We start from the raw sequence: 22745 nt of genomic DNA, 5'->3' as shown, positions 1-22745 counted from the left end.
CATGAGCGAGCTGTTACTGATTGATGATGACCAGGAGTTGTGTGAACTCCTGAGCAGTTGGCTGAGCCAGGAAGGCTTTCAGGTGCGTGCCTGCCACGATGGTCAGAGCGCCCGCAAGGCATTGGCGGAAACCGCCCCGGCGGCGGTGGTGCTGGACGTGATGCTGCCCGACGGCAGCGGTCTTGAACTGCTCAAGCAGCTGCGCAACGATCACGCCGATCTGCCAGTGCTGATGCTATCGGCACGCGGCGAACCGCTGGATCGTATCCTCGGCCTGGAGCTGGGCGCCGACGATTACCTGGCCAAACCCTGCGATCCCCGTGAGCTGACCGCTCGCTTGCGCGCCGTGTTGCGCCGCAGTCATCCGGCCGCCGTGTCGACGCAACTTGAACTGGGTGACCTGAGTTTCAGCCCGGTGCGCGGCGTGGTCAGCATCGATGAGAAAGAACTGACGCTGACCGTTTCCGAAAGCCGCCTGCTCGAAGCCTTGCTCAAGCAACCCGGCGAGCCACTGGACAAACAGGAACTGGCGCAACTCGCCCTCGGCCGCAAACTGACCCTCTACGACCGCAGCCTCGACATGCACGTCAGCAACCTGCGCAAAAAGATCGGCCCCCACCCGGACGGTCGCCCGCGCATCGTCGCCCTGCGCAGCCGCGGCTACTACTACAGCCTCTGAAGCAGCACATCCTCCCGCACATGGAGATAACGAAACATCGCCGCCTCTGTAGGAGCTGCCGAAGGCTGCGATCTTTTGATTTTTCTTTCAAGAGCACGATAAAAGGATCGCAGCCTTCGGCAGCTCCTACACGGGGATCTGTGTAAAGTCTGACGCAAAGCGTCTTTACCCAAGCTTTACGCAGCACTGACCGCCGCTGACCTTGATCTCCGTAATCTGCACTCATCCGGAACGTACCGGGAACGAGACAAGGAGATACACCATGCGCAAGACTCTTATCGCTCTGATGTTCGCTGCCGCTCTGCCAACCGTCGCCATGGCCATGCCGCAAGATGGCGGCCCGATGGGTGGCCCGATGGACGGTGCTCGCCACGGCGGTCAGATGCACGGCATGCACGGCAAAGGCCCGTACAGCCAACTCGACCTGTCCCGCGAACAGCGTGAGCAGATCCGCAAGATCATGGGCGAGCAGATGCACGAGCGTAAGCAAGTGGTCGACAAGTACCTGGAAAAACTTTCGCCAGCCGATCAGAAAGCCCTGAAAGACGAGATGGCCGCCAACCACAAGAAAGCCGAAGCCGATGTGCGTGCGGTATTGAAACCGGATCAACAGAAGAAATTCGACGAGATCCAGAAGAAACAAGCCGAACGCCGCGCCGAATGGGCCGAGTTCAAGGCCTGGAAAGCGCAACAGCCGCAAAAAGCGCAATAATGTTCTGACCCGGACCCGACGGCCAACACCGTCGGGTCTGCCTTTGTGGCGAGGGGATTTATCCCCGTTCGGCTGCGTAGCAGTCGCCAAATCATTGCATGCGATATTTCTGATGTTTCTCAATCGCAGGTTTTGGGGTCGCTGCGCGACCCAACGGGGATAAATCCCCTCGCCACAGGAGCCCCATTCCAACATGGGCTTTTATGTTTGATTGAGGATTTTCTGTGCGTTCATTGTTCTGGCGTATTCTCGCGAGCTTCTGGCTGGCCATTGCTCTGGTGGCAGGGCTTTCGATTCTGCTGGGGCACATGCTCAATCAGGACGCGTGGATTCTCAGCCGCCATCCGGGTCTCAACACTCTGGCCGCCGAGTGGACGCAAACCTACGAAGCCCAGGGCGAAGAAGCCGCCCAGGACATCCTCGAACAACGCAAACGCCAGTATCACATCGACGTTCAGGTGCTCAACGAAAGCGGCGATCCGGTGGTGCGCGGCACCTTCCCGCGTCGCGCCGCCGCCTTCGAAGCGCGGCAGAACAACGATGACCGCCGCCTGCCATGGCGGCGTCTGACGGACGAGTTCACCAGTGACAAAACTGGCGACACTTACCTGTTCATTTACCGTATCCCGCACCCTGAACTCGACGCCTGGCACCGCGAAAGCCTGCTCTGGCCGCTGAGTGCGCTGGGCATTGCGCTGGTGGTGCTGACGCTGTTCAGCCTGCTGGTGACCTTCTCGATCACCCGCCCACTCAGCCGTTTGCGCGGCGCGGTGCATGATCTGGGGCAGACAACCTATCAGCAAAACAGCCTGGCGAAACTGGCCAACCGTCGTGATGAATTCGGCGTGCTGGCCACCGATTTCAACCGCATGGGTGCGCGCCTGCAAAGCCTGATCGGCAGTCAGCGCCAACTATTGCGCGATGTGTCGCACGAACTGCGTTCACCGCTGGCGCGATTACGAATTGCCTTGGCGCTGGCGGAGCGGGCTAATCCTGAAGAGCGGGAAAAACTCTGGCCGCGCCTGACCCGCGAGTGTGATCGGCTGGAAGCGTTGATCAGTGAAATTCTGGTGCTGGCGCGGGTCGATGCCGACAATGCCAGCGCTGAAGACGTGGATCTGAATGCGCTGCTGGGCACCCTGCAGAAGGATGCGCAGCTTGGCTCACCGGAGCAGACGGTGCGCCTCGAGACCGAGCCGCAACTGAACCTCAAAGGCTGGCCGACGATGATTGAGCGGGCTGTCGACAACCTGTTGCGCAATGCCCAGCGTTTCAATCCTGAAGGTCAGGCCATTGAAATGCAGGCGTCGCGTCAGGGCGAAAAAATTGTCGTGAGTGTGCGCGACCATGGGCCGGGGGTGCAGGAAGAGCATCTGAGCCAGTTGGGCGAGCCGTTTTATCGGGCGCCAGGGCAGACAGCCGCCGGACACGGACTGGGACTGGCGATTGCGCGACGGGCGGCGGAGCGGCATGGCGGCAGCCTGACGCTGGCCAATCATCCGCAGGGCGGGTTTATTGCCAGCCTGGAATTACCGCTGGTGCCCGGTGCAGTGGTTCAGCCGTAGATTTTCGATGATGCAAAAAGATCGCAGCCTTCGGCAGCTCCTACAGGAAAACGCATTCCAATGCAGGAGCTGCCGCAGGCTGCGATCTTTTGATTTCAGGGCTTAGCGGGCCAGGCGCTGACGAACTCGGCCAGGTCAACCTTCTCCGCCACCCGTGGCTCTTTCTGCGGCGTGCCGAGGTACAGGAACGCAATCACCTCCTCGCCTTCTGCCAGGCCCAAACCTTTGGCCACGTGGCTGGAATACGCAAGATCGCCCGTACGCCACACCGCACCAATCCCCTGCGCATACGCCGCCAGCAAAATTCCGTGTGCTGCACACCCGGCTGCGAGCAATTGCTCGGCCTTCGGGTACTTGACGTGTTCCTGCAATTTGGCGATCACCACGACCACCAGCGGCGCACGCAGCGGGCCGTTGCGGGCCTTGTCGATCATCGCTTCGGTGACTTCGCCTTGCTGCATTTGCGCAGCCTCGGCCAGCAATTCGCCCATCTGCTCGCGCGCCGTTCCTTCAACTGTCAGAAAGCGATACGGCTGCAAATGGCCGTGGTCCGGAGCCCGCAGAGCGGCGGCAAACAGCGCTTCGCGTTGCTCGGCAGTGGGGGCCGGTTCGACCAGTCGGGGAACGGAAACACGGTTGAGCAAAGCGTCGAGAGCCTGCATCGGCCACCTCCTGAGAAAAATGTGCGGCTATTCTAGCTGCATCTGCCAACGGGATGCCGGTTTACATGCCCTGCCCCACGGGTAGAATGGCGCCCTTCCCACATCAGCCCGAGCGGACTTCATGGCGTTGCCGACCTTACGGATCATTGGTTTCATCATCGGCATCTTCCTGATCACCCTGGCCGTGGCCATGGTCGTGCCCATGGCCACGCTGGTGATTTTCGAACGCACCAGCGATCTGCCGTCGTTCCTCTGGGCGAGCATGATTACCTTCGTCGCCGGTCTTGCGCTGGTGATTCCCGGCAGGCCCGAGCACATTCATCTGCGTCCGCGCGACATGTATTTGCTGACCGTCACCAGTTGGCTGGTGGTGTGTATTTTCGCCGCGCTGCCGTTTCTGCTGACTCAGCACATCAGCTACACCGACTCGTTTTTCGAAAGCATGTCCGGCATCACCGCCACCGGATCGACTGTGCTCAGCGGACTCGACAGCATGTCCCCCGGCATCCTGATGTGGCGCTCGCTGCTGCACTGGCTGGGTGGTATCGGCTTTATCGGTATGGCGGTGGCGATTCTGCCGTTGCTGCGCATCGGTGGCATGCGTCTGTTTCAGACCGAGTCTTCGGATCGTTCGGAAAAAGTCATGCCCCGCTCGCACATGGTGGCGCGTCTGATCGTGGCGGCGTATGTCGGCATCACCATTCTCGGCAGCCTGGCGTTCTGGTGGGCCGGAATGAGCCCGTTCGATGCAATCAACCACGCGATGTCGGCGATTTCCACTGGCGGGTTCTCGACGTCCGACCAATCGCTTGCCAAGTGGACACAACCGGCGGTGCACTGGGTTGCGGTGGTTATCATGATTCTCGGCAGCCTGCCGTTCACCCTTTACGTGGCGACGTTGCGCGGCAACCGCAAGGCGTTGATCAAGGATCAACAGGTGCAGGGTTTGCTCGGCATGTTGCTGGTGACCTGGCTGGTGCTCGGCACCTGGTACTGGTGGACGACCAATCTGCATTGGCTGGAAGCCTTACGGCATGTGGCGCTGAACGTGACGTCAGTCGTCACCACCACCGGTTTCGCCCTTGGCGACTACAGCCTGTGGGGCAACTTTTCGCTGATGCTGTTTTTCTACCTGGGTTTCGTCGGCGGCTGTTCCGGGTCGACGGCGGGCGGGATCAAGATCTTCCGTTTCCAGGTCGCCTATATCCTGCTCAAGGCCAACCTTAACCAACTGATTCACCCACGTGCGGTGATCAAGCAGAAGTACAACGGTCATCGCCTCGATGAAGAGATCGTGCGTTCGATTCTGACGTTCTCGTTTTTCTTTGCGATCACCATCTGCGTGATCGCCCTGCTGCTGTCGCTGCTCGGCGTCGACTGGATGACCGCGCTGACCGGCGCTGCCAGTACCGTGTCCGGCGTCGGTCCGGGGCTGGGCGAGACCATCGGCCCGGCAGGCAACTTTGCCACCCTGCCGGATGCTGCCAAGTGGATCCTGTCGTTCGGCATGCTGCTCGGCCGACTGGAGATCATTACGGTGTTTGTGCTGTGTATTCCGGCCTTTTGGCGTCACTGATCACATTCGGCGCCTGTAACAGCCGCGCCCGGTAATCACCGGGCGTGGTGTCGAACCAGCGACGGAATGCGCGGAAGAAGTTGCTCGGATCGGCAAAACCCAACAGATAGGCAATTTCCAGCAAGGTCATGCTCGGTTGCGCCAGATATTGCTCGGCCAGTTCGCGGCGGGTGTCATCGAGCAACTGCTGAAAACTTGTGCCCTCCTCCTGCAACCGGCGCTGCAAGGTGCGTTGCGACAAGTGCAAGGTCTGCGCAACGGTATCGCGCTTCGGTTCGCCCTGGGGCAGCAAGCGGCAGAGCACCTGCCGGGCCTTGTGGGTCACGCGACTTTCGGAAAATCGTGCCAGATATTCCCCGGCGAACCGGTCATGCAGCAACGCCATCGCCTCATTGGCCGTGGGCAGCGGTGCTTCCATGTCAGCGCGCTCGAAAATCAGCGCATCGTACGGCGCGTTGAACATCAGCGGTGCATGGAAAGCCTGTTTATAGGGTTGCAGATCTGCCGGCTCGTCACCTTGCACCAGCACTTTGACCGGGTGCAGCGTGCGCCCGGTCAACCAGCCACACAGGGCCAAAGCGCAGGCCAGCGAGGCTTCGGCACTTTGCCGGGTCGGTGGCAGGTGATCGCCGTGCACCGTCAGGATCAGCGCGTAACCATCCTCAAGCAGACGAAAACTCAGGTCAGCGCTTTCGGCAATGATCCGCTGATAACGCACCAGTCGCTGGAAACCTTCGGCCAAAGTGTTACTGGACATCAGCGCATAGCCGGCGACATGAAACGACGCCGGTCGCACCACTTTGCCCATGTTCAGGCCGATCGCCGGATTGCCGGACAGCTCGACCGCCCGTTGCCAGAGTCGGGTCATGGAATCTTGCGGGAAGCGCGCATCCGGATCATCCAGGGCGGAGTAATCGAGCCCCAGTTGCTTGAACAGTACCCGGCAATCCAGGCCGTCCATCTCCAATGCTTTGACAATCCCCATCGCCCAGCTTGCAGAAGTTGTTCGTTCGCTCATGGCGTTTTTCTTTTACATGAGGGGCCGCATGCTACGGCCTGATTTGCGAAGGATACTAAAGTGGCGCCGATTGTCACTGGCCCACGCCAATGATCACTCTAGACTCAAATAGGCTACCCGCAGAACAACTCGTCGCCAGAACAATAACCACAGAGATCGCGGTCGTGGAAAACATCAAGCATTTCAACAGCTTCGCCGAGTTCTATCCGTATTACCTCAGCGAACACAGCAACAGTACCTGTCGTCGGCTACATTTTATCGGCACGACACTGGTGATTTTTATTCTCGCCATGACCATCGCCAAGGGCGCATGGCTGCTGTTGCTGGCCCTGCCGCTGGCCGGTTACAGCTTCGCCTGGGTCGGGCATTTCTTCTTTGAAAAGAACCGCCCGGCGACGTTTCAGCATCCGCTGTACAGCCTGCTCGGCGACTTCGTCATGTATCGCGACATGATCCTCGGTCGCGTGGCCTTCTGAACAACAACATTGAGGATGGCCGATGAACGCCAGCGCCCGCTTCACCCATATGCAGGATGGCACCCAGGAAGACTGGGCGATCATCGCTGCGGACTTCAGTGCCTACGCCAGGCAATTGCCGTCACGGATCATGACCCACCTGAAATTGCTCGAAGGTGATTTCGGCGGTTTCCCGGTGGATCGCCTGACCCATTCGCTGCAAACCGCGACCCGCGCCTTCCGTGACGGGCGGGACGAGGAATACGTGGTGTGTGCGTTGCTGCACGACATTGGCGACACGCTGGGCTCATACAACCATCCGGACATTGCGGCGGCGATTCTCAAGCCATTCGTCAGTGCCGAAAATCTGTGGATGGTCGAGAAGCACGGGGTGTTTCAGGGTTACTACTTCTTTCATCACTTGGGCATGGATCGGCACTTGCGCGAGCAGTTCAAGGAGCATCCGCAGTTTCAGGCGACTGCCGAGTTTTGCGCAAAGTACGACGCGGCGGCGTTTGACCCGGCGTATGACACGCTGCCGCTGAGCTTCTTTGAGCCGATGATGGAAAGGCTGTTTGCCCAGCCGAAGAACTCGATCTACAAGGCTGCCATGGAAGAACACTCACCAGCGTGAATTTGTCCGGAACCGCTGCGCGGCTCATCGCGAGCAGGCTCACTCCTACAGTTGACCGAATTTCCCCTGAAGGACCTCAGTTAACTGTAGGAGTGAGCCTGCTCGCGATGAGGCCCTCCAACCACCCGAGAATCAGGCGATCTCTGGGACCTTGGCAGCCTTTAGCTCGGCCTCGCGCGCCTGCGCATCCGCCAGCCGATACAACTCGATCGTGCCATCCCAATGCTCGATCAGCGCCGTGCACGACTCCACCCAATCGCCGCAATTGAGGTAATCCACCTCACCGACTTTACGAATCTCGGCATGGTGAATGTGTCCGCACACCACGCCGTGCAGTTCGCGCTTCACGCATTCATGGGCGATGGCTTCTTCGAAATCACTGATAAAACTCACCGCGGTCTTCACCTTGTGCTTCAGGTAGGCCGACAACGACCAGTAACCGTAACCATATCGGGCGCGCCAGTGATTGAGCCAGCGATTGAGCGTCAGGGTGAACTCGTAAGCCGAATCACCGAGAAAGGCCAGCCAGCGGTGATAACGGGTGATCACATCAAACTGGTCACCGTGAATCACCAGCAGGTGCCGACCGTCCGCCGTGATGTGCACCGCCTCGTCGACCAACTGAATGTTGCCCAGAATCAGTTTCGAATAGCGGCGCAGGAATTCATCGTGGTTGCCGGTGACGTAGATCACCTCGGTGCCGCGCTTGCTCATGGTCAGCAAGCGGCGGATCACGTTGGTGTGCGCCTGCGGCCAGTACATGCCGCCGCGCAGTTTCCAGCCGTCGATGATGTCGCCGACCAGGTAGATCTTGTCGGCGTGGTAGCCCTTGAGAAATTGCGACAAGTGCTCGGCCTGGCAATCCCGCGTGCCCAAATGCACGTCAGAAATCCACAAGGTGCGCACCCGTTGTTTGCGGCTGGGTTTGGCGAGCTCGGCGCTGGTCATGGGCAACCCTCTACGATGTTTTCAGCAGCTTGCACCCACCCGGTTAATCGACCATGACAGGCGCGAGTCAGTCGTGTGACAGCGCAGCCCGGTGGCGTCGGTGTAGACTGGCGGCCTGTCCGGAGACTTGCCATGCGACCGATTCTCACCCTGCGTCAGTACACCCGCGATCTGATCGTCCACAGCCACGACCATGCCCAATTGGTGTTTGGCCTGTCCGGCGCGCTGGATTTCGAGGTCGAGGGTTGCGGTAGCCAGGTGCGTCAGCAGAGCTTCGTGGTGATTCCATCCGGCGCCCATCACGCCTGCGGCAGTCCGCAGGGCAGTCGCTGTCTGGTGCTGGATATTCCTGACGGGCAATGGATTGCCGATTCGCTCGGTGATCATGCCGAGGCCAGCCGCCGCTTGCTCGACAACCCGGCTCGTCTGTCGCTGGATTCCGGGCAAAGCCAATTGGTCAGTTGGCTGGCGAACAGCCCGGTCAGCGACCCGCTGATTGCCCAGCAAGGTGCGGTGCTGCTGCTGGCCAGCCTCAATCATGCGCAACCGGTCGAACTCGCCGCCCGCTGCCTGCCCTACGCGGCACTGGATGCGCACATCGAACAAAACGCTGCTTATCCGCTGCAGGTCGCCGATCTGGCGCGGGTCGCCGGATTATCCAGCGCGCGCCTGCATGCACGATTCATGGCCGAATGCGGGCAGACGCCGATGGATTACATTCGCAGTCGACGCCTGCACAAAGCTGTCGGCCTGTTGCGCGAAACCACGCTGCCCATCGGCGAAATCGCCAGTCGGGTCGGTTATAGCTCGCAAAGCGCCTTCTCTGCCGCCGTCCTACGCGAATTCGGTTCATCGCCCGGCCAACTGCGGCGCGATTCCTACAACAAAAAACGATAGTCCGCCGACAGACACATTGGCCTCGACACGATTCAATGTAGGAGCTGCCGAAGGCTGCGATCTTTTGATGTGTTTTTTGGAAGCAAGATCAAAAGATCGCAGCCTGCGGCAGCTCCTACAGTTGAATTTGGGTTTGAGATAGAAGGATTGCAATGACTCCGCGTACCGCCCTTGGCGCCCTGCATATCGGTGCTCTGATGTTCGGCCTGACCGGTGTGTTCGGCAAACTCGCCGCCGCCTCGCCCGCTGTTATCGTTTTCGGACGAGCCGCTTTCGCTGTACTTGCCCTGGGGTTTTTCGCCCGTTTCGCCAGTCAGCACGGCTGGCAAAAACTGCAAGCGGTGGACTGGCGCCGTCTGGTCCTGAGCGGCGTTTTGCTGGCCGGGCACTGGGTGAGCTTTTTCATCGCGGTGAAGGTCGCCGGAGTGGCCATTGCCACCCTGGGTTTTGCCAGTTTTCCGGCATTCACGGTAATTCTCGAAGGGCTGATTTTCCGCGAACGTATCCGCGCCAATGAAATCGTGCTGGTGGTGCTGGTCAGCGTCGGCCTGATCCTCGTGACCCCGGCGTTCGATCTGGCCAGCGGCGCAACCACGGGTTTGCTCTGGGCGGTGTTGTCGGGCCTGTTGTTCGCGCTGCTGTCGCTGACCAACCGCGCCAGCTCCGGACGCATCCCGGCGGTGCAGGCGGCGTTGTGTCAAAACGTGGTGGTGGCGCTGTGTCTGTTACCGGTGGCGGCGCCGCAACTGAGCGAGGTGCGCGCGCTGGACTGGTTGTGGATCGCCCTGCTCGGCGTGTTCTGCACCGGCGTTGCCCACAGCCTTTTCGTTGCCAGTCTGGCGGTGATCAAGGCGCGCACCGCTGCGGTGGTGTTTGCGATGGAGCCGGTTTACGGCATTACCGTCGCCTGGCTGCTGTTCAACGAAAATCCGACGCTACGGATGTTGATGGGTGGCGCACTGATCATCGTCGCCATCGTTGTGTCGGCGCGGATGTCAGGCAACTCCAGTAAAAAAACCGTCGCTGCCGAGGCCGCGTCTCACTGAGTGCGGTCGTTGTGGCCGAGGTCGCGGTCAGGATCGATCTGATCGCGAACACGCTGCTTCAGCACTTTCGCTTCGGGAAAACCGCCGTCAGCCTTGCGCTCCCAGATCTGCACGCCCGCGCAGGTAATCTGGAATACCCCGCCAGTGCCCGGCACCAGCGACACTTTGCCCAGGTCATCACCAAAGGTGCTGAGCAGTTCCTGCGCCAGCCACGCGGCGCGCAGCAGCCACTGGCATTGGGTGCAATAGGTAATGACGACTTCGGCTTTTGCGGCAGACATGTTCACTGAAACTCCTGAGACAGAGGGCGCCGCTATAATAGCCGGCTTTATCGCTTGCCCCGAGACTCACAATGCGCCGTCTGCTGTTCTGCCTGCTGCTTGGTTTTCTTCCACTGTTCGTTTGCGCCACTGAAACACCGCGACCGAAAGTCGGCCTGGTGCTGTCCGGCGGTGCCGCTCGCGGCCTGGCGCACATCGGCGTGCTCAAGGCTCTGGAAGAACAAGGCATCAAGATCGATGCGATCGCCGGCACCAGCATGGGCGCGGTGGTCGGCGGCCTGTATGCCTCGGGCTACAAGATCGATGAACTGGAAAAACTCGCCCTCGGCATCGACTGGCAACAGGCGCTGTCCGATGCGCCGCCCCGGGAGGACGTGCCGTTCCGACGCAAGCAGGATGACCGCGACTTTCTGGTCAAACAGAAACTCAGTTTTCGCGATGACGGCAGCCTCGGCCTGCCACTCGGCGTGATTCAGGGCCAGAACCTGGCGCTGCTGCTGGAAAGCCTGCTGGCCCACACCAGTGACACCCGTGATTTCGACAAACTGCCGATCCCGTTCCGCGCCGTGGCCACCGACATTGCCAACGGCGAGAAAGTGGTGTTCCGCAAAGGCCACCTGCCGCAGGTGATCCGCGCCAGCATGTCGATCCCGGCGGTGTTCGCCCCGGTCGAACTCGATGGTCGCCTGTTGGTGGACGGCGGCATGACCGACAACATTCCGCTGGATGTCGCACGGCAGATGGGCGTCGATATCGCGATTGTGGTCGACATCGGCACACCGTTGCGCAACCGCAAACAACTGACCACCGTGGTCGACGTGCTCAACCAGTCGATCACCCTGATGACGCGGCGCAACTCCGAAGAACAACTGGCCGCCCTCAAACCGACTGACGTGTTGATCCAGCCGGCACTGGCAAGCTTCGGCGTCACCGATTTCGGTCGCGCCCAGGAGATGATCGATGCCGGTTATCGTGCCACCCGAATCCTCGACGCCCGCCTCGCCCGCCTCAAGCCCAGCGAGCCTCAGGACGCTGAACTCGACGCCGCCCGCGCGCCCGGCCAGCGCACGCCAATCATCACCGCGATCCGCGTCGAGAACGACTCGAAAGTCGATGACGATGTGATCCGCTACTACATCCGTCAGCACATCGGCGAGCCACTGGATCTGGGACGCTTGCACTCGGACATGGGCACCTTGTACGGCCTCGACTACTTCGAGCAGGTGCAATACCGCGTGGTTCACAAGGGCCAGGATCACACGCTGGTGATCAGCGCTCGCGGCAAGCGCAGCGGCACCGATTACCTGCGGGTCGGTCTGAACCTGTCGGACGACATGCGCGGCGACAGCGCCTTCAACCTCGGCGCCAGTTACCGCATCAACGGGATCAACCGCCTCGGCGCGGAATGGCTGACCCGCGCGCAGATTGGCGACAAACAGGAGCTGTACACCGAGTTCTATCAGCCACTGGACGTCGGTTCGCGCTACTTCATTGCGCCCTCGGTGGTGTTCGAAGCACAGAACGTCGATGCAGTCCTCGACAATGATCCGATCGCCCAGTACCGCGTCGAGCGCTACGGCATGGCGCTGAATGTCGGCCGGCAAATCGGCAACAACGGTGAAGTGCGTTTCGGCGTCGGCGAAGCCTGGGGCAAGGCCGATGTGCGGATCGGCGATCAGGATCTGCCCAGCGAAAACTTCAACGAAGGTTTCTACTCGCTGAAGTATTCCTATGATTCGCTGGACAACGTTTACTACCCTCACGAAGGCAAGGACATCAGCCTGACGTTCCTGCAATTCGAGCCAAGCCTGGGTTCGGATACGCGCTATCGACAGTGGGAGTTCAAACTCGACAAGGCGATGAGCCGCGGGCCAGACACACTGATTCTCGGTGGGCGCTATGGCCGTACCCTCGATGACACCAACGTGGTGACGTCGAGCTTCCTGCTCGGCGGTGCGCGGCAATTGTCGGGGTTCCGCGAGGATGCGATTTCCGGGCAGAACGTCAGTTTGATGCGTGCGGTTTATTACCGTCGACTGACACCGCGCTCGTACCTGCCGCTGGATTTCCCGCTGTACGCCGGTGCTTCGCTGGAACGTGGACGGGCGTGGAACAACGACAATGAGTTCGACAGCGGCTACATCAACGCGGCGAGTGTGTTTATCGGTTTCGATACGCCGCTGGGGCCGTTGAATTTCAGTTATGGACTCAATGATGCGAATGAGCAGGCGGTTTATCTGAATCTGGGCCAGACCTTTTGATCAAGATTCAGAGTGGGGCTGCCTGTTCTATTGCCATCCCGGGCTTGCCCGCGATGACGTCGTTTAGAACACCACATCAGTGTCGGTACGCCTGGGTCAACGGATGCCTGCCAGAAGGGTCCTGGCGGTTTGCTTCAATGGCTCATCGCCTTCCTTGAGCAATTCATTGAGCAAGGCAATCGCGCTGTCGATGTCTCCGTCATCGATGCAGGTCTGTGCCTGTTCGAGCTTCCCGGCCCCCGCCGCTGCTTCTGGCTCCGACATCTGCAGATCCAGCGGCTCCAGCGCGAGCGATGGCTCTGGATCAGCAAACTCATCGAGAAAATCATCGTCCAGTGGTTGCGCATCCGGCTCGGGGATCCACTCAAGTTCGGCGTCCTCGCTGACCGTGGTCTCCGGCAGTTCAAAGCCCTGCGGCAACACTTGCAGGCTCGAACTGAAAGCGGAATCTGCGACGGATGGCTGAACCGGCGCCGAACGGTTGTCATTCAGATCCCAACTGGAATCCATCGACAATTCGTCCAGATTCAATTCGAAATCATCCTCGGGTGGCGCGGGCTCAGGGGCAGCAACGAAGATGGGGGCTACGCCGGCGACCACTGGCGCGACTGTCGCCAACGGTGCAACAGCCACCAGTTTTGGATGCCGGGCGCGGACGTCCTGTAAGGATTGCGCCTCCACGCCAAGCGCTCGCAAATGACTTTCCTGTTGCTCGAACGCCGCGTTATCACCCTGACGCCCCAGCACTTCCAGCAATTGCAGGCCAAGATCGACGCGCTCGGGCTCCTTGTGCAACGCATCGCGCAACAACCCGGCCGCTTCACCAAGTCGCCCATAGGCCAGGTAGATCCCCACCGCTTCCAACACATCACCTGCCGCCGGTTCTTCTCGCTGTTCAGCCACAGCGTGAGCCGTGACGGAACGGCTATCTTCGGTTTCATCAACATCCGGATCATTGCGCAGCGGCAGGATCGGCAGCGGTGCAACGCCTTGCAGCTGCTGTTGGCGTCGGCGATGAACAAACAACGCGGCCAGCACCCCCAGCAACAACACCAGCCCCCCGAGCAGCGGCCAGCTCAAACCTTCATCCGGGGATTCGACGGGTGCAGCAACAGGCGTTGGCGTCGGTGTGACGACCGGCGCGGGCGGTGCTTTTTGCTGTTCGGCGAGGCGTGTTTGCAAATCACTGATCTGCTTCTTGCCGTCGGCAATCTGCACATCCTGCGCCTGCAGTTTTGCGTTCAACTCGTCGAGAGACTTTTGCAACTGCTGGTTCTGCAACACGCTGGCGGCCAGTTGTTCGGCCAGTGCATCGTTGGCCGGGGCTGCTACGGGCGGCGGCGCAGCAGGTGTATCGCGTTTGCCCTGCGCCCCCTGTGGCGGCGCAGTGACCGGGTCGACCGTAGGAAATGCCGAGGATTGCGCTCGAGGATCCGGCTCATCGGTGGCCGGCACAATGCCCGGCGAGCCCGGCGGATCGATCAGCACCGTGTACTCGCGCAACAAGCGGCCGTTGGGCTGATTCAGTTGCACGAGGAAATTCAGAAAGGGCTCATTGACCGGTTTGCTGGAGGTCACCCGGATCATCTGGCGATTGCCATGCAGGATCGGCGTGAACTTCAGGTCGCTGAGAAAAAATACCCGCTCGACCCCGGCACGACCAAACTCGTCTGCCGTGGCCAGGCTCACCGAAAGATCGTTCTGCGTCAGACCACCCACGTCGAGCAGCGCGATATCGGCCTTGAGCGGCTGATTGAGAGCGGAATGAACCGTGATGTCACCCAGCCCCAGGGCCAGTGACAAGGTTGAGTAGCCGATGGCGCCAGCGACCAAAAGTCCTCTGGCGCAAACGCGCAGTACCACGTGCCAACTTGCGAGCATGAGCATCCCTTAAATAAGCAAAACCGACTTCTATGCGTTCGCACATCCGGTACGAACACGATATTGCCCAGTAGTTCTTATAGTCTGCCCAGCGCGATCTCTCAAAAAACCGGCACGCGGTTATGCCTCAAGATTTTTCCAGATTGGCCAGAATGTGCCCGTGAACGCGCATGCAGACCTTTAAATCGGCCTCATCCACGCCTTCGAACAATTCATGGCGCAGTTGCGTGGCAATGGTTTCGATCTGTTCGATGAGCGGGAGGGCGGGTGCGCACAGGACGATTTTTTTCGCCCGGCGGTCTTCCATCACGGACTGGCGTTGCACCAGACCCTGGCTTTCCAGACTATCGAGCAAGCGGGCAAGTGTCGGACCCTCGACGCCGACACTTTGCGCCAGCTCACGCTGGGTCGGCGCCTCCTCGAAACGCGCCAGATGCAGCAGCACCAGCCAGCGCGCCTGAGACAGGCCGAGCCCAGCCAGACGCCGGTCCAGCTCGGCACGCCAGCCGCGGGACATCTGCGCCAGTTGCATGCCAAAGCGGTGTTGATCGGTTAACGGCATAAAACACTCATGATTAGACTGAAGTAATAGAGAAAAACTAATTATTAGTCAGCTAAGCATGAGCTGCAGCTATAGGCAAGTGGCGGTCTGTACTGAATCGTTACAACTGTATGGCGCTTGGCGCAAACGCCATCTCACATTTCAAATTCCGATTGCAGCGCAGCCCGCACGCAGTACAGCACGCCCTCCGGGACGCGGCCGGCAAACAACTCGGCGATCTCGGCGACCGACGGCAACTCGCCTTCGCCATCGAGGAACGCGTCCTGCACTTCGCCCATCAGTTCTTCCGGCAAATCGAGGGCCTGCTCCAGCGACAACTGCTGCTTGCCAATCGCTTCGGCGAGCATGGTGTAAACGTTCTTTTCCGAGCATTGCAACTGACCGGCGATCTGCATCGGCGTCATGCCGGCGCGGGCCAGGGTGATCAGCTCGTGGCGCACGTCGGCCACCACTTTTGGCGCCTCGGCCTCGCCGCCGAGCACTTCGAGGAAAGCCTCGCCGTAACGCTCCAGCTTGCGCGCACCGACGCCGCTGACCCGGGCCATGTCCGCCAGCGAGGTCGGCTGGCTGCGGAGCATTTCCAGCAGGGTCGAATCGGGGAAAATGACGTATGGCGGCACGCCATGTTCTTCGGCGAGTTTGCGCCGCAGGGCGCGCAGGGCTTCCCACTGCTCGCGCTCTTCACCGCGCACCAGTTGGCTGGCCGGGCTCTTGCTGGCGGTTTTGGCGGTGACTTGTGGTTTCAGATCGCGGCGCAGTTCAAGAGTCACTTCGCCCTTGAGCAATGGCCGGCACGTGTCGCTCAGGCGCAAGCCGCCATAACCTTCATGATCGACATCGGCCAGGCCGCGCGCCACCAACTGGCGGAACAGCGAGCGCCATTCGCTTTCGCTCAGCGCCTTACCCACGCCGTACACCGACAGGTGTTGATGACCGAAACTGCGGACCTTTTCGTTGTCCTTGCCCAGCAACACATCGACCAGATGGCCGACGCCATAACGCTGACCGGTGCGATAGATCGCTGACAGCGCCTGACGGGCAGGCTCAGTGGCGTCCCAGGTCTGCACGCCATCAACGCAGTTGTCGCAATGCCCGCAGGGCTCGGCCATTTCTTCATCGAAATACGCCAGCAGCGTCTGCCGACGGCAACGGGTCTCTTCGCACAGCGAGAGCATGGCGTCGAGCTTGTGCTGCTCCAGACGCTTGTGGCGCTCGTCACCTTCGGAGTTTTGCAGCATCTGCTTGAGCATCACCACGTCTTGCAGTCCGTAAGCCATCCAGGCATCCGCCGGCAGACCGTCACGGCCGCCGCGCCCGGTTTCCTGGTAATACGCCTCAAGGGATTTCGGCAGATCGAGGTGGGCGACGAAACGCACGTTGGGTTTGTCGATGCCCATGCCGAACGCCACGGTAGCGACCATGATCAGGCCTTCCTCGTTGAGGAAGCGCTTCTGGTTAAAGGCACGTAGTTCATTGGGCAAACCGGCGTGATACGGCAGCGCCGGGAAGCCCTGCTCGCTCAAAAACGTTGCGACTTCTTCGACTTTCTTGCGCGACAGGCAATAGACGATGCCGGCATCACTGCGGCGCTCGGCGAGGAACGCCAGCAACTGCTTGCGCGGCTGCTCCTTGGGCACGATGCGATAGAAGATATTGGGGCGATCGAAACTCGACAGAAAGCGTTCGGCGTTCTGCAAATGCAGCCGGGTGACAATTTCTTCGCGGGTACGCTTGTCGGCGGTGGCGGTCAGGGCGATGCGCGGCACATCGGGGAACATCTCGGCCAATTGGCCCAGTTGCAGGTATTCCGGACGGAAATCGTGCCCCCATTGCGAGACGCAGTGCGCCTCGTCGATGGCGAACAGCGCGATGTTCAGCCCTTGCAGGAAGGACAACATGCGCGGCTGCACCAGACGTTCCGGCGCCAGATAGAGCATTTTCACTTCACCGCGCTTGATCTTCGCGGCCAGATCACGCTGTTGCTCGGCGCTCAACGTGGAGTTCAACGCAGCAGCGGCCACCCCCAGCTCTTCGAGGGTGGCGACCTGGTCGTCCATCAAGGCGATCAACGGCGACACCACCACCGCCAGGCCATCGCGCAACAACGCCGGGACCTGGAAGCACAGGGACTTGCCGCCACCGGTAGGCATCAGCACCAGCGCATCACCGCCACTGGCCACGCGCTCAATGATTGCACCCTGACGGCCACGGAAACTGTCGTAGCCGAAGATGTCCTTGAGGACGCGTTGAGCCTGTTCGAGCATAAAAACTCCAAAAATCTACTGATACATCCCCGCAAGGCTGGTTCATGACGGCCAAGGCTGCACCGCAGAATCGTAAGAACGCATTGCATGACAGCCGCAATACGGGCAGGGATCGCAAAACGCGGCAGTATACCCGAGCCCTCCCCTGCACAGGGCGCCGCTTATACCTTCAAATCAAGTCATGCCCGGTAGGAGCTGCCGCAGGCTGCGATCTTCTGATCTGGATCTTTATGTTGATCTTGAAAAAATAAAATCAAAAGATCGCAGCCTTCGGCAGCTCCTACAGGGGATATGCAGGGCGCAGCGGGGCAAATCTGCCGTGCGGCTGGCTTGAGCGCTCAAGAAGGCCTAGAATTCCCGCATTGTTTATTCCCCCAAGGTAGCCCCGTAATGTCCTTCGCTGAGCAACTGACCCGCCTGCAAGTCTTCCTCGATGCCGACGAGCTGCACGACGAGGCACTGGATTACGTGGCCGCTCACGGCTACCTGACCGCACTGTCGATCTGCGCCGAAGATGTGCCGGAGCGTGAATGGATCGACGCCCTGTTCGCTGAAGAGCCGCACTACAGCAGCGACGCCCAGCGCGAAGAGATCGAAGCCACCCTGATCGGCCTCAAGGCGCACATCGCCCGTCAACTCGCGTCCGACGAAGAGTTCGAGCTGCCATGCGAACTGGATCTGGGCGAAGAGCCGGACGATTCCGAACTGCGCGGCTGGTGCATCGGCTTCATGGAAGGCGTGTTCCTGCGTGAAGCAGCCTGGTTCGAAACCGCCGAAGAAGAAGTCAGCGAAATGCTCCTGCCGATCATGGTCGGTTCGGGCCTGTTCGACGAACAGCCAGAGTTCGAAGACATCGCCAAGGATGCCAACCTGATGGACGACATGATCGTGCAGATCCCGGAAGCCCTGACGGCGCTGTACCTGCTGTGCCAGGCGCCAGATGAAAAACCGGCGATCCTCAAGCCACGTCACCACTAAGATCCGGCCTATGGACAATCCCATAGGCAACCGCCCCCTGATGTTGCGCTACCTCTTGCTGGCCATCGGCTGGCTCAGCGTGGCATTGGGGGTGATCGGGATTTTCCTGCCCGTCCTCCCCACCACTCCCTTCCTGTTGCTCGCGGCGGCGTGTTTCGCCCGCAGTTCTCCGCGTTTCTATCATTGGCTGGTCGAGCATCCCCGGCTTGGGCCATGGATTCGTGACTACCTCGATGGCAACGGCATTCCGCTCAAGGGCAAGGTCTACGCGATCGGGCTGATGTGGGGGAGCATTCTGTTCTCGTGCTATCTGGTGCCACTGCCGTGGGCGCGGGGGTTCATGCTGACCAGTGCGGTACTGGTGACGATTTATATTTTGCGGCAGAAGACGTTGCACAAGCCCTGACCGCCCGGGACTGACCGTTCGTCTTAAACCGTCGACTACCTGTCAGATCTGACAGTAGGCAAGCACTGGCGCTGGTTATCTAATGCTGAGCACCTCTCAAAGAAGGTTCTCAGCCATGACCAGCCAACCGGTGAATATTTCTTCAGCCAGCGACGAACAACTGGTGGTTTTCCCACCTGATCGAGGCCTCGGGATTCTTGCCGTCTCCCCGCCCTTCCCGATTGGTTTCAAACCGCAACAAGACGGCGCCTTGGGTATCAATATCAATCTGGTGCACGGTGATCGTGATGGACTGCTGGTGTACATCCTCGCCTACTTGAATATGTCTGTTGGCGACAACATCAGGGTGTTCATTGAAAACAGGAATGTTCCTGTCGCCGAGTTTTCGGTCACCGATGCGCACTTCGAAGTTGACGGCACAGCGAAAAACATACCGTTCTACATTTCAGCCGACATCATGGAAGCCAGATTCGATTTCCTGAAACCACAAAACAAGGATTTCTGGGTCGACATCCAGCGAGTCAGCGGCAACCCCTCCGACCCCTCGATCCCCGTCTCGTTGTTTTACAAATACCCCGCGCCCGGTGAGGCCGATACCGATGGTGGAAAACCTTTCAACCAGGGCCTCAAGCTACCCGTCGCTTCGGAAACGGTCGTCGACCAGACCGTGATCGACGAGGGCATGTTCGTAACGGTGCTGGAGTACTTCAATCAATGTGTCGGCGATGTCGTGGTGCTGGCCTTTGGTTCTCTATTGCTGGAGACCACTGTCAGCGAATTGGGTGATGTGCTCTTTGAGCTGAGCCCGGATCAGCTCGCCACCCTAAAGCCCACCAATAGCCTGGTGGTGCGTTGGGAAGTGTTCGATGTGGTGGAAAATGCCAGCGGCTGGTCGGACTCGCTCATCCTCACGTTCAAACCTGGCGTTGTGTTATTGGCCGCGCCGATTTTCGAACAAGCAGATGCTGATGATGTAGTGGACCACAACAATCTCGCAGGCGGCCCTTTGAATATCCTGGTCACCGGGATATTTGCCGTCAATGACGTGATTGATTTGACTCTGCAAGGACTGACCAAAGGTGGCGACAGTGTCAGCCACACCTACAGCCAGAGACTCAGCGCTGCTAGCAGGCTGCTGACTTTCCCCGTCGAGAATGAGCGCGTGCGCAATCTGATCGACGGGTCGGCGCGCGCGTCCTACCTGTTGACCAAGGCAGGCAAGACCCAGCCCTCCAAACCCGCTGATGCCACGTTCACAGGCACCTCCCAACCACTGGGCCAACCGATTGTCGAGCCGCTGGTGGATGGCAAGTTGCCGGCCGACACGGCCATGGCTACCGTGACAGTCGCCCATTACTGGCCGTTGAAAAACGGCGCGAAGGTCGAGCTTCGCTGGCAGACCACCGACCTCGACGGAGTGGCAACGCTGTTCATTTTTGCTCTCATCGTCACCGACCCGACGCAAGCGGTTTTCTTCAAGGTGCCGGCAAGGTATATCGCGCCCTTCGCGGACACGCCTTTGACCGTACAAAACACCATCACCAATCCGGGTGAAGTCGAAGTATTTTCTGAGCTGGCACAATTGAAATTTGGCGAGGGTAAAAAGCCGTTTGCGGCTTGGGCTGGACGTTCCCGAGATACATTGAATCGTTGGCACAAAGAGGCGAAGTCGGTCTGACCGCGCAAATCCGTGCGGTCATGGCCCGTTGCTACTTTCAACCCTGGTTCGCATGGAGAGCAGGCCCAACGTATCCCGAACTGGCCAATGCCTGGACCAGCACCGTGAGTGGCAGCTCGGCAGAGGTTTACAACACTGATACCCGAAGCTTCGGATGGTTGGCGCAAACGGCCGACCCTCATGACGGATTGAGCTTTTCATTGCGCAATGCGGGCGCACTGGGAGGTCTGAGCAATAACGAGGAGGATGTGGATGCCCGAGAGATCATTTGATCTCGAATGATACGGCCGTCCCGAATCAAATGACCGCTGCCTTCGGCGTGTCCGGCGGTAGAAGACATTGCGCGAGCCCTACGCCGATCGGCTGTATCAAGCCTACTTCTACCGTCCGTCTGAATACCTCCTGCATCTGTCAGATCTGACAGGTATTCAGCTCCAGTCCAACGCGTTCTAATGACTCCTCTACGCGGGCCGCTACTTTGCAACGGCGCTTCTTATGGAAGGTAAGCAAACAAGAACAGCACGATGAACGCCGACTCGACCTCCAATCAACAAGTCGTCTTTCCGCCTGATCGCGGCCTCGGCGTGCTCGCTCTGGTCCCCCCCTATCCGGTCAACTTCAAACCACAGAACGATGGCGCTTTAGGGATCAACATCAACATGGTGTATGGCGACCGTGCCGGGTTGCTGGTCTACATCCTGGCCTATTTGGATATGGCCGTCGGCGACGGTATTCGGGTCTTCATAGACACTGACACAGTGCCCGTGGCCGAGTTCTCGGTCACGGACGCGCATTTCGATGCTCAAGGGCTGGCGAAAAACATTCCGTTCTTCATTTCGGCCAGGGACATGGAAGCCCGGTTCGTGCCGCTGAGGAATGAGAACAAAGACTTCTGGTATGAAATCCATCGGGTAAGTGGCAACCCGGGGGAATCTCCGCCCCGCGTTCCGCTGTTTTATAAACATCCGGCGCCGGGTGAGGCCGACACGGACGGCGGAAAGCCGTTTAATCAAGGGCTCAAGTTGCGGTTGCCTTCGGAAACCTTTGTCGATCAGTCGGTGATTGATGACGGCATGTTCGTGACCGTCGCCGAATACTTCAACCAGTCCATCGATGATGTTGTGGAGCTGGCCTTCGGCTCTCTGACGCTTGAGCAAACTGTCACTGCGCCAGGTGATGTGCTCTTCGCAAGCAGTGCTGTTTCCGGTGCGCACCTATTTGATCAAATCACTGGAACTGATAGCGCCCCAGCTCCTGGACTTGTCCAGTCCGAACGTGGATTTTGACGACATTGTCGATTCAGGGGCCCGCATTCAAGTTCCGGCTTACACCGGAATGGCGGTTGGGCAATCAGTCAAAGTCGAACTGGCCGGGACAGGGGCCAACCACACAACTGACCCACTCGATGTCTTGGCCATCCAACCGTTGATCTTCTCGATCCCTCGATCAGTATTCACTGCGAATGCAGGCCGGTCTGTCGCAATCACTTATCTGGTGTCTGCCAGCGGTCACGCCGCCCCCCTGCGCTCGCCGCCACTACCGCTGAACGTTCTTGCGGACTCCTGGCAAGACTCCGTCACTCTTTTCAACGGTAATGCCGGGAACTGGAAGTTTGGATCAGCCTCAAGAACCGCCAGGATTGCCAACGGTTACTACGAAAACCTGACCTATGATGCTGCAGGCAACGCCGGTGTTTTACTGAGCCAGACCTTTCAGTTCAAGGCTGCAAGAACTTACCGATTCGTCTATAACGTGGCGAATGTAAGCCCGCAACCTGACAACGTTGCACCGGTACTCAGCGTCAGTACTTCCAGCGGAATAGCGCTTGTGGGACGCTTTACTGTTCCCAGAAACAGAGTCTACTACGAGCAATCAGCTGACTTCAGAGTACCCGTCAGCGGCCCTTACACGATTTATATTCAAAACCACGAGGATCGTGGCGGCCATGGCGGCGCGCAGGGCGGGAACGACTTCTTTATCAACGCCATTTACGTTCAGCGATATCAATAAAGCCGGCCGCAGAGGTCAGGGAAAACTATTGTCTGGCAGGTATCGCTGACAAGCCGTAAATGATGTGGACGTGGGCAAGTCCGCTCCCATAGAGAGCTGCGTCGGTCACACATTTCTATCACGCCACAGAGTCTGTGGGAGCGCGCTTGTTCGCGAATGCGACCTCCCAGACAAAATATGTCGTCAGGCAGAAAAAACCCGCCACCCCATTGAACCGGCACGGCGGGTTTTG

At 59.5% G+C, this 22745-nt stretch carries 21 protein-coding genes; 14 read left to right on the top strand and 7 right to left on the bottom strand.

The window, feature by feature from the left end:
- The first annotated feature begins 1 nt into the window (after position 1).
- From JFT86_RS27530 to JFT86_RS27520, 3 genes are all read left to right on the top strand, one after another.
- The gene (locus tag JFT86_RS27530; protein WP_016771129.1) at positions 2-679 is read left to right on the top strand and encodes a response regulator transcription factor; all 678 of its coding nucleotides are present in this window, start codon (positions 2-4) and stop codon (positions 677-679) included.
- A gap of 262 nt (positions 680-941) precedes the next feature.
- On the top strand, positions 942-1391 hold the full coding sequence (locus tag JFT86_RS27525; RefSeq protein WP_201239222.1) for an LTXXQ domain protein: 450 nt from the start codon (positions 942-944) through the stop codon (positions 1389-1391).
- Positions 1392-1615: 224 nt separating this feature from the next.
- A complete protein-coding gene (locus tag JFT86_RS27520; RefSeq protein WP_201239221.1) occupies positions 1616-2956 on the top strand; it encodes a HAMP domain-containing sensor histidine kinase in 1341 nt (446 codons plus the stop codon).
- Between the two features lie 95 nt (positions 2957-3051).
- Here the strand turns inward: JFT86_RS27520 and JFT86_RS27515 are convergent, their stop codons facing one another.
- Positions 3052-3618 carry a nitroreductase family protein gene (locus JFT86_RS27515; protein WP_201239220.1) on the bottom strand — a complete coding sequence of 189 codons (567 nt, stop codon included), beginning with the start codon at positions 3616-3618 and terminating at the stop codon, positions 3052-3054.
- 121 nt (positions 3619-3739) lie between these two features.
- Between JFT86_RS27515 and JFT86_RS27510 the strand changes: the two genes are divergently transcribed.
- Complete coding sequence (locus JFT86_RS27510) at positions 3740-5194, top strand: TrkH family potassium uptake protein (protein ID WP_201239219.1); 1455 nt, start codon at positions 3740-3742, stop codon at positions 5192-5194.
- Here the strand turns inward: JFT86_RS27510 and JFT86_RS27505 are convergent.
- Positions 5151-6212: an AraC family transcriptional regulator gene (locus JFT86_RS27505; RefSeq protein WP_201239218.1), complete on the bottom strand. Its 1062-nt coding sequence runs from the start codon at positions 6210-6212 to the stop codon at positions 5151-5153. The genes JFT86_RS27510 and JFT86_RS27505 overlap by 44 nt on opposite strands.
- A 164-nt stretch (positions 6213-6376) precedes the next feature.
- Between JFT86_RS27505 and JFT86_RS27500 the strand changes: the two genes are divergently transcribed.
- The gene (locus tag JFT86_RS27500; RefSeq protein WP_095187810.1) at positions 6377-6688 is read left to right on the top strand and encodes a DUF962 domain-containing protein; all 312 of its coding nucleotides are present in this window, start codon (positions 6377-6379) and stop codon (positions 6686-6688) included.
- A gap of 22 nt (positions 6689-6710) precedes the next feature.
- Entirely contained in the window at positions 6711-7301 is a 591-nt protein-coding gene (locus JFT86_RS27495) for an HD domain-containing protein (protein ID WP_201239217.1), read from the top strand.
- Positions 7302-7433: 132 nt separating this feature from the next.
- Here JFT86_RS27495 and JFT86_RS27490 read toward each other — a convergent pair whose 3' ends face one another.
- Positions 7434-8249 (bottom strand): UDP-2,3-diacylglucosamine diphosphatase, encoded by an 816-nt coding sequence (locus JFT86_RS27490; RefSeq protein ID WP_201239216.1) that lies wholly within the window; start codon positions 8247-8249, stop codon positions 7434-7436.
- Positions 8250-8381: 132 nt separating this feature from the next.
- On the opposite strand from JFT86_RS27490, the gene JFT86_RS27485 reads away from it, so the two are divergent.
- Both JFT86_RS27485 and JFT86_RS27480 read left to right on the top strand, forming a co-directional pair.
- Positions 8382-9146, top strand: a complete 765-nt coding sequence (locus JFT86_RS27485) for an AraC family transcriptional regulator (protein ID WP_201239215.1) — start codon at positions 8382-8384, stop codon at positions 9144-9146.
- 152 nt (positions 9147-9298) lie between these two features.
- Entirely contained in the window at positions 9299-10192 is an 894-nt protein-coding gene (locus JFT86_RS27480; protein WP_201239214.1) for a DMT family transporter, read from the top strand.
- On the opposite strand, the gene JFT86_RS27475 is transcribed toward JFT86_RS27480, so the two are convergent.
- Complete coding sequence (locus tag JFT86_RS27475) at positions 10186-10473, bottom strand: SelT/SelW/SelH family protein (protein WP_201239213.1); 288 nt, start codon at positions 10471-10473, stop codon at positions 10186-10188. The two genes, JFT86_RS27480 and JFT86_RS27475, sit on opposite strands and share 7 nt — an antisense overlap.
- A gap of 71 nt (positions 10474-10544) precedes the next feature.
- On the opposite strand from JFT86_RS27475, the gene JFT86_RS27470 reads away from it, so the two are divergent.
- Complete coding sequence (locus JFT86_RS27470) at positions 10545-12734, top strand: patatin-like phospholipase family protein (protein ID WP_201239212.1); 2190 nt, start codon at positions 10545-10547, stop codon at positions 12732-12734.
- 96 nt (positions 12735-12830) lie between these two features.
- On the opposite strand, the gene JFT86_RS27465 is transcribed toward JFT86_RS27470, so the two are convergent.
- The 3 genes from JFT86_RS27465 to recQ form a co-directional block, all read right to left on the bottom strand.
- Complete coding sequence (locus JFT86_RS27465) at positions 12831-14615, bottom strand: FimV/HubP family polar landmark protein (protein WP_201239211.1); 1785 nt, start codon at positions 14613-14615, stop codon at positions 12831-12833.
- 127 nt (positions 14616-14742) lie between these two features.
- Positions 14743-15177 carry a MarR family transcriptional regulator gene (locus JFT86_RS27460; RefSeq protein WP_007919713.1) on the bottom strand — a complete coding sequence of 145 codons (435 nt, stop codon included), beginning with the start codon at positions 15175-15177 and terminating at the stop codon, positions 14743-14745.
- Positions 15178-15311: 134 nt separating this feature from the next.
- Positions 15312-17441 carry a DNA helicase RecQ gene (gene recQ / locus JFT86_RS27455; RefSeq protein ID WP_201239210.1) on the bottom strand — a complete coding sequence of 710 codons (2130 nt, stop codon included), beginning with the start codon at positions 17439-17441 and terminating at the stop codon, positions 15312-15314.
- A 390-nt stretch (positions 17442-17831) separates the two neighbouring features.
- Between recQ and JFT86_RS27450 the strand changes: the two genes are divergently transcribed.
- From JFT86_RS27450 to JFT86_RS27430, 5 genes are all read left to right on the top strand, one after another.
- The gene (locus JFT86_RS27450) at positions 17832-18419 is read left to right on the top strand and encodes a YecA family protein (RefSeq protein ID WP_007919726.1); all 588 of its coding nucleotides are present in this window, start codon (positions 17832-17834) and stop codon (positions 18417-18419) included.
- Positions 18420-18429: 10 nt separating this feature from the next.
- Positions 18430-18825 (top strand): YbaN family protein, encoded by a 396-nt coding sequence (locus JFT86_RS27445; protein WP_201239209.1) that lies wholly within the window; start codon positions 18430-18432, stop codon positions 18823-18825.
- 115 nt (positions 18826-18940) lie between these two features.
- Positions 18941-20503: a hypothetical protein gene (locus JFT86_RS27440; RefSeq protein WP_201234474.1), complete on the top strand. Its 1563-nt coding sequence runs from the start codon at positions 18941-18943 to the stop codon at positions 20501-20503.
- A gap of 524 nt (positions 20504-21027) precedes the next feature.
- Positions 21028-21789 carry a hypothetical protein gene (locus tag JFT86_RS27435; protein WP_201239208.1) on the top strand — a complete coding sequence of 254 codons (762 nt, stop codon included), beginning with the start codon at positions 21028-21030 and terminating at the stop codon, positions 21787-21789.
- Positions 21722-22513 (top strand): hypothetical protein, encoded by a 792-nt coding sequence (locus JFT86_RS27430; protein ID WP_201239207.1) that lies wholly within the window; start codon positions 21722-21724, stop codon positions 22511-22513. The genes JFT86_RS27435 and JFT86_RS27430 overlap by 68 nt, the downstream gene beginning before the upstream one ends.
- Positions 22514-22745 lie beyond the last annotated feature (232 nt).

Origin of the sequence: Pseudomonas sp. TH06, assembly GCF_016651305.1 — a bacterium.
GTDB lineage: Bacteria > Pseudomonadota > Gammaproteobacteria > Pseudomonadales > Pseudomonadaceae > Aquipseudomonas.
This window is presented reverse-complemented; position numbering and strand designations above follow the sequence as displayed.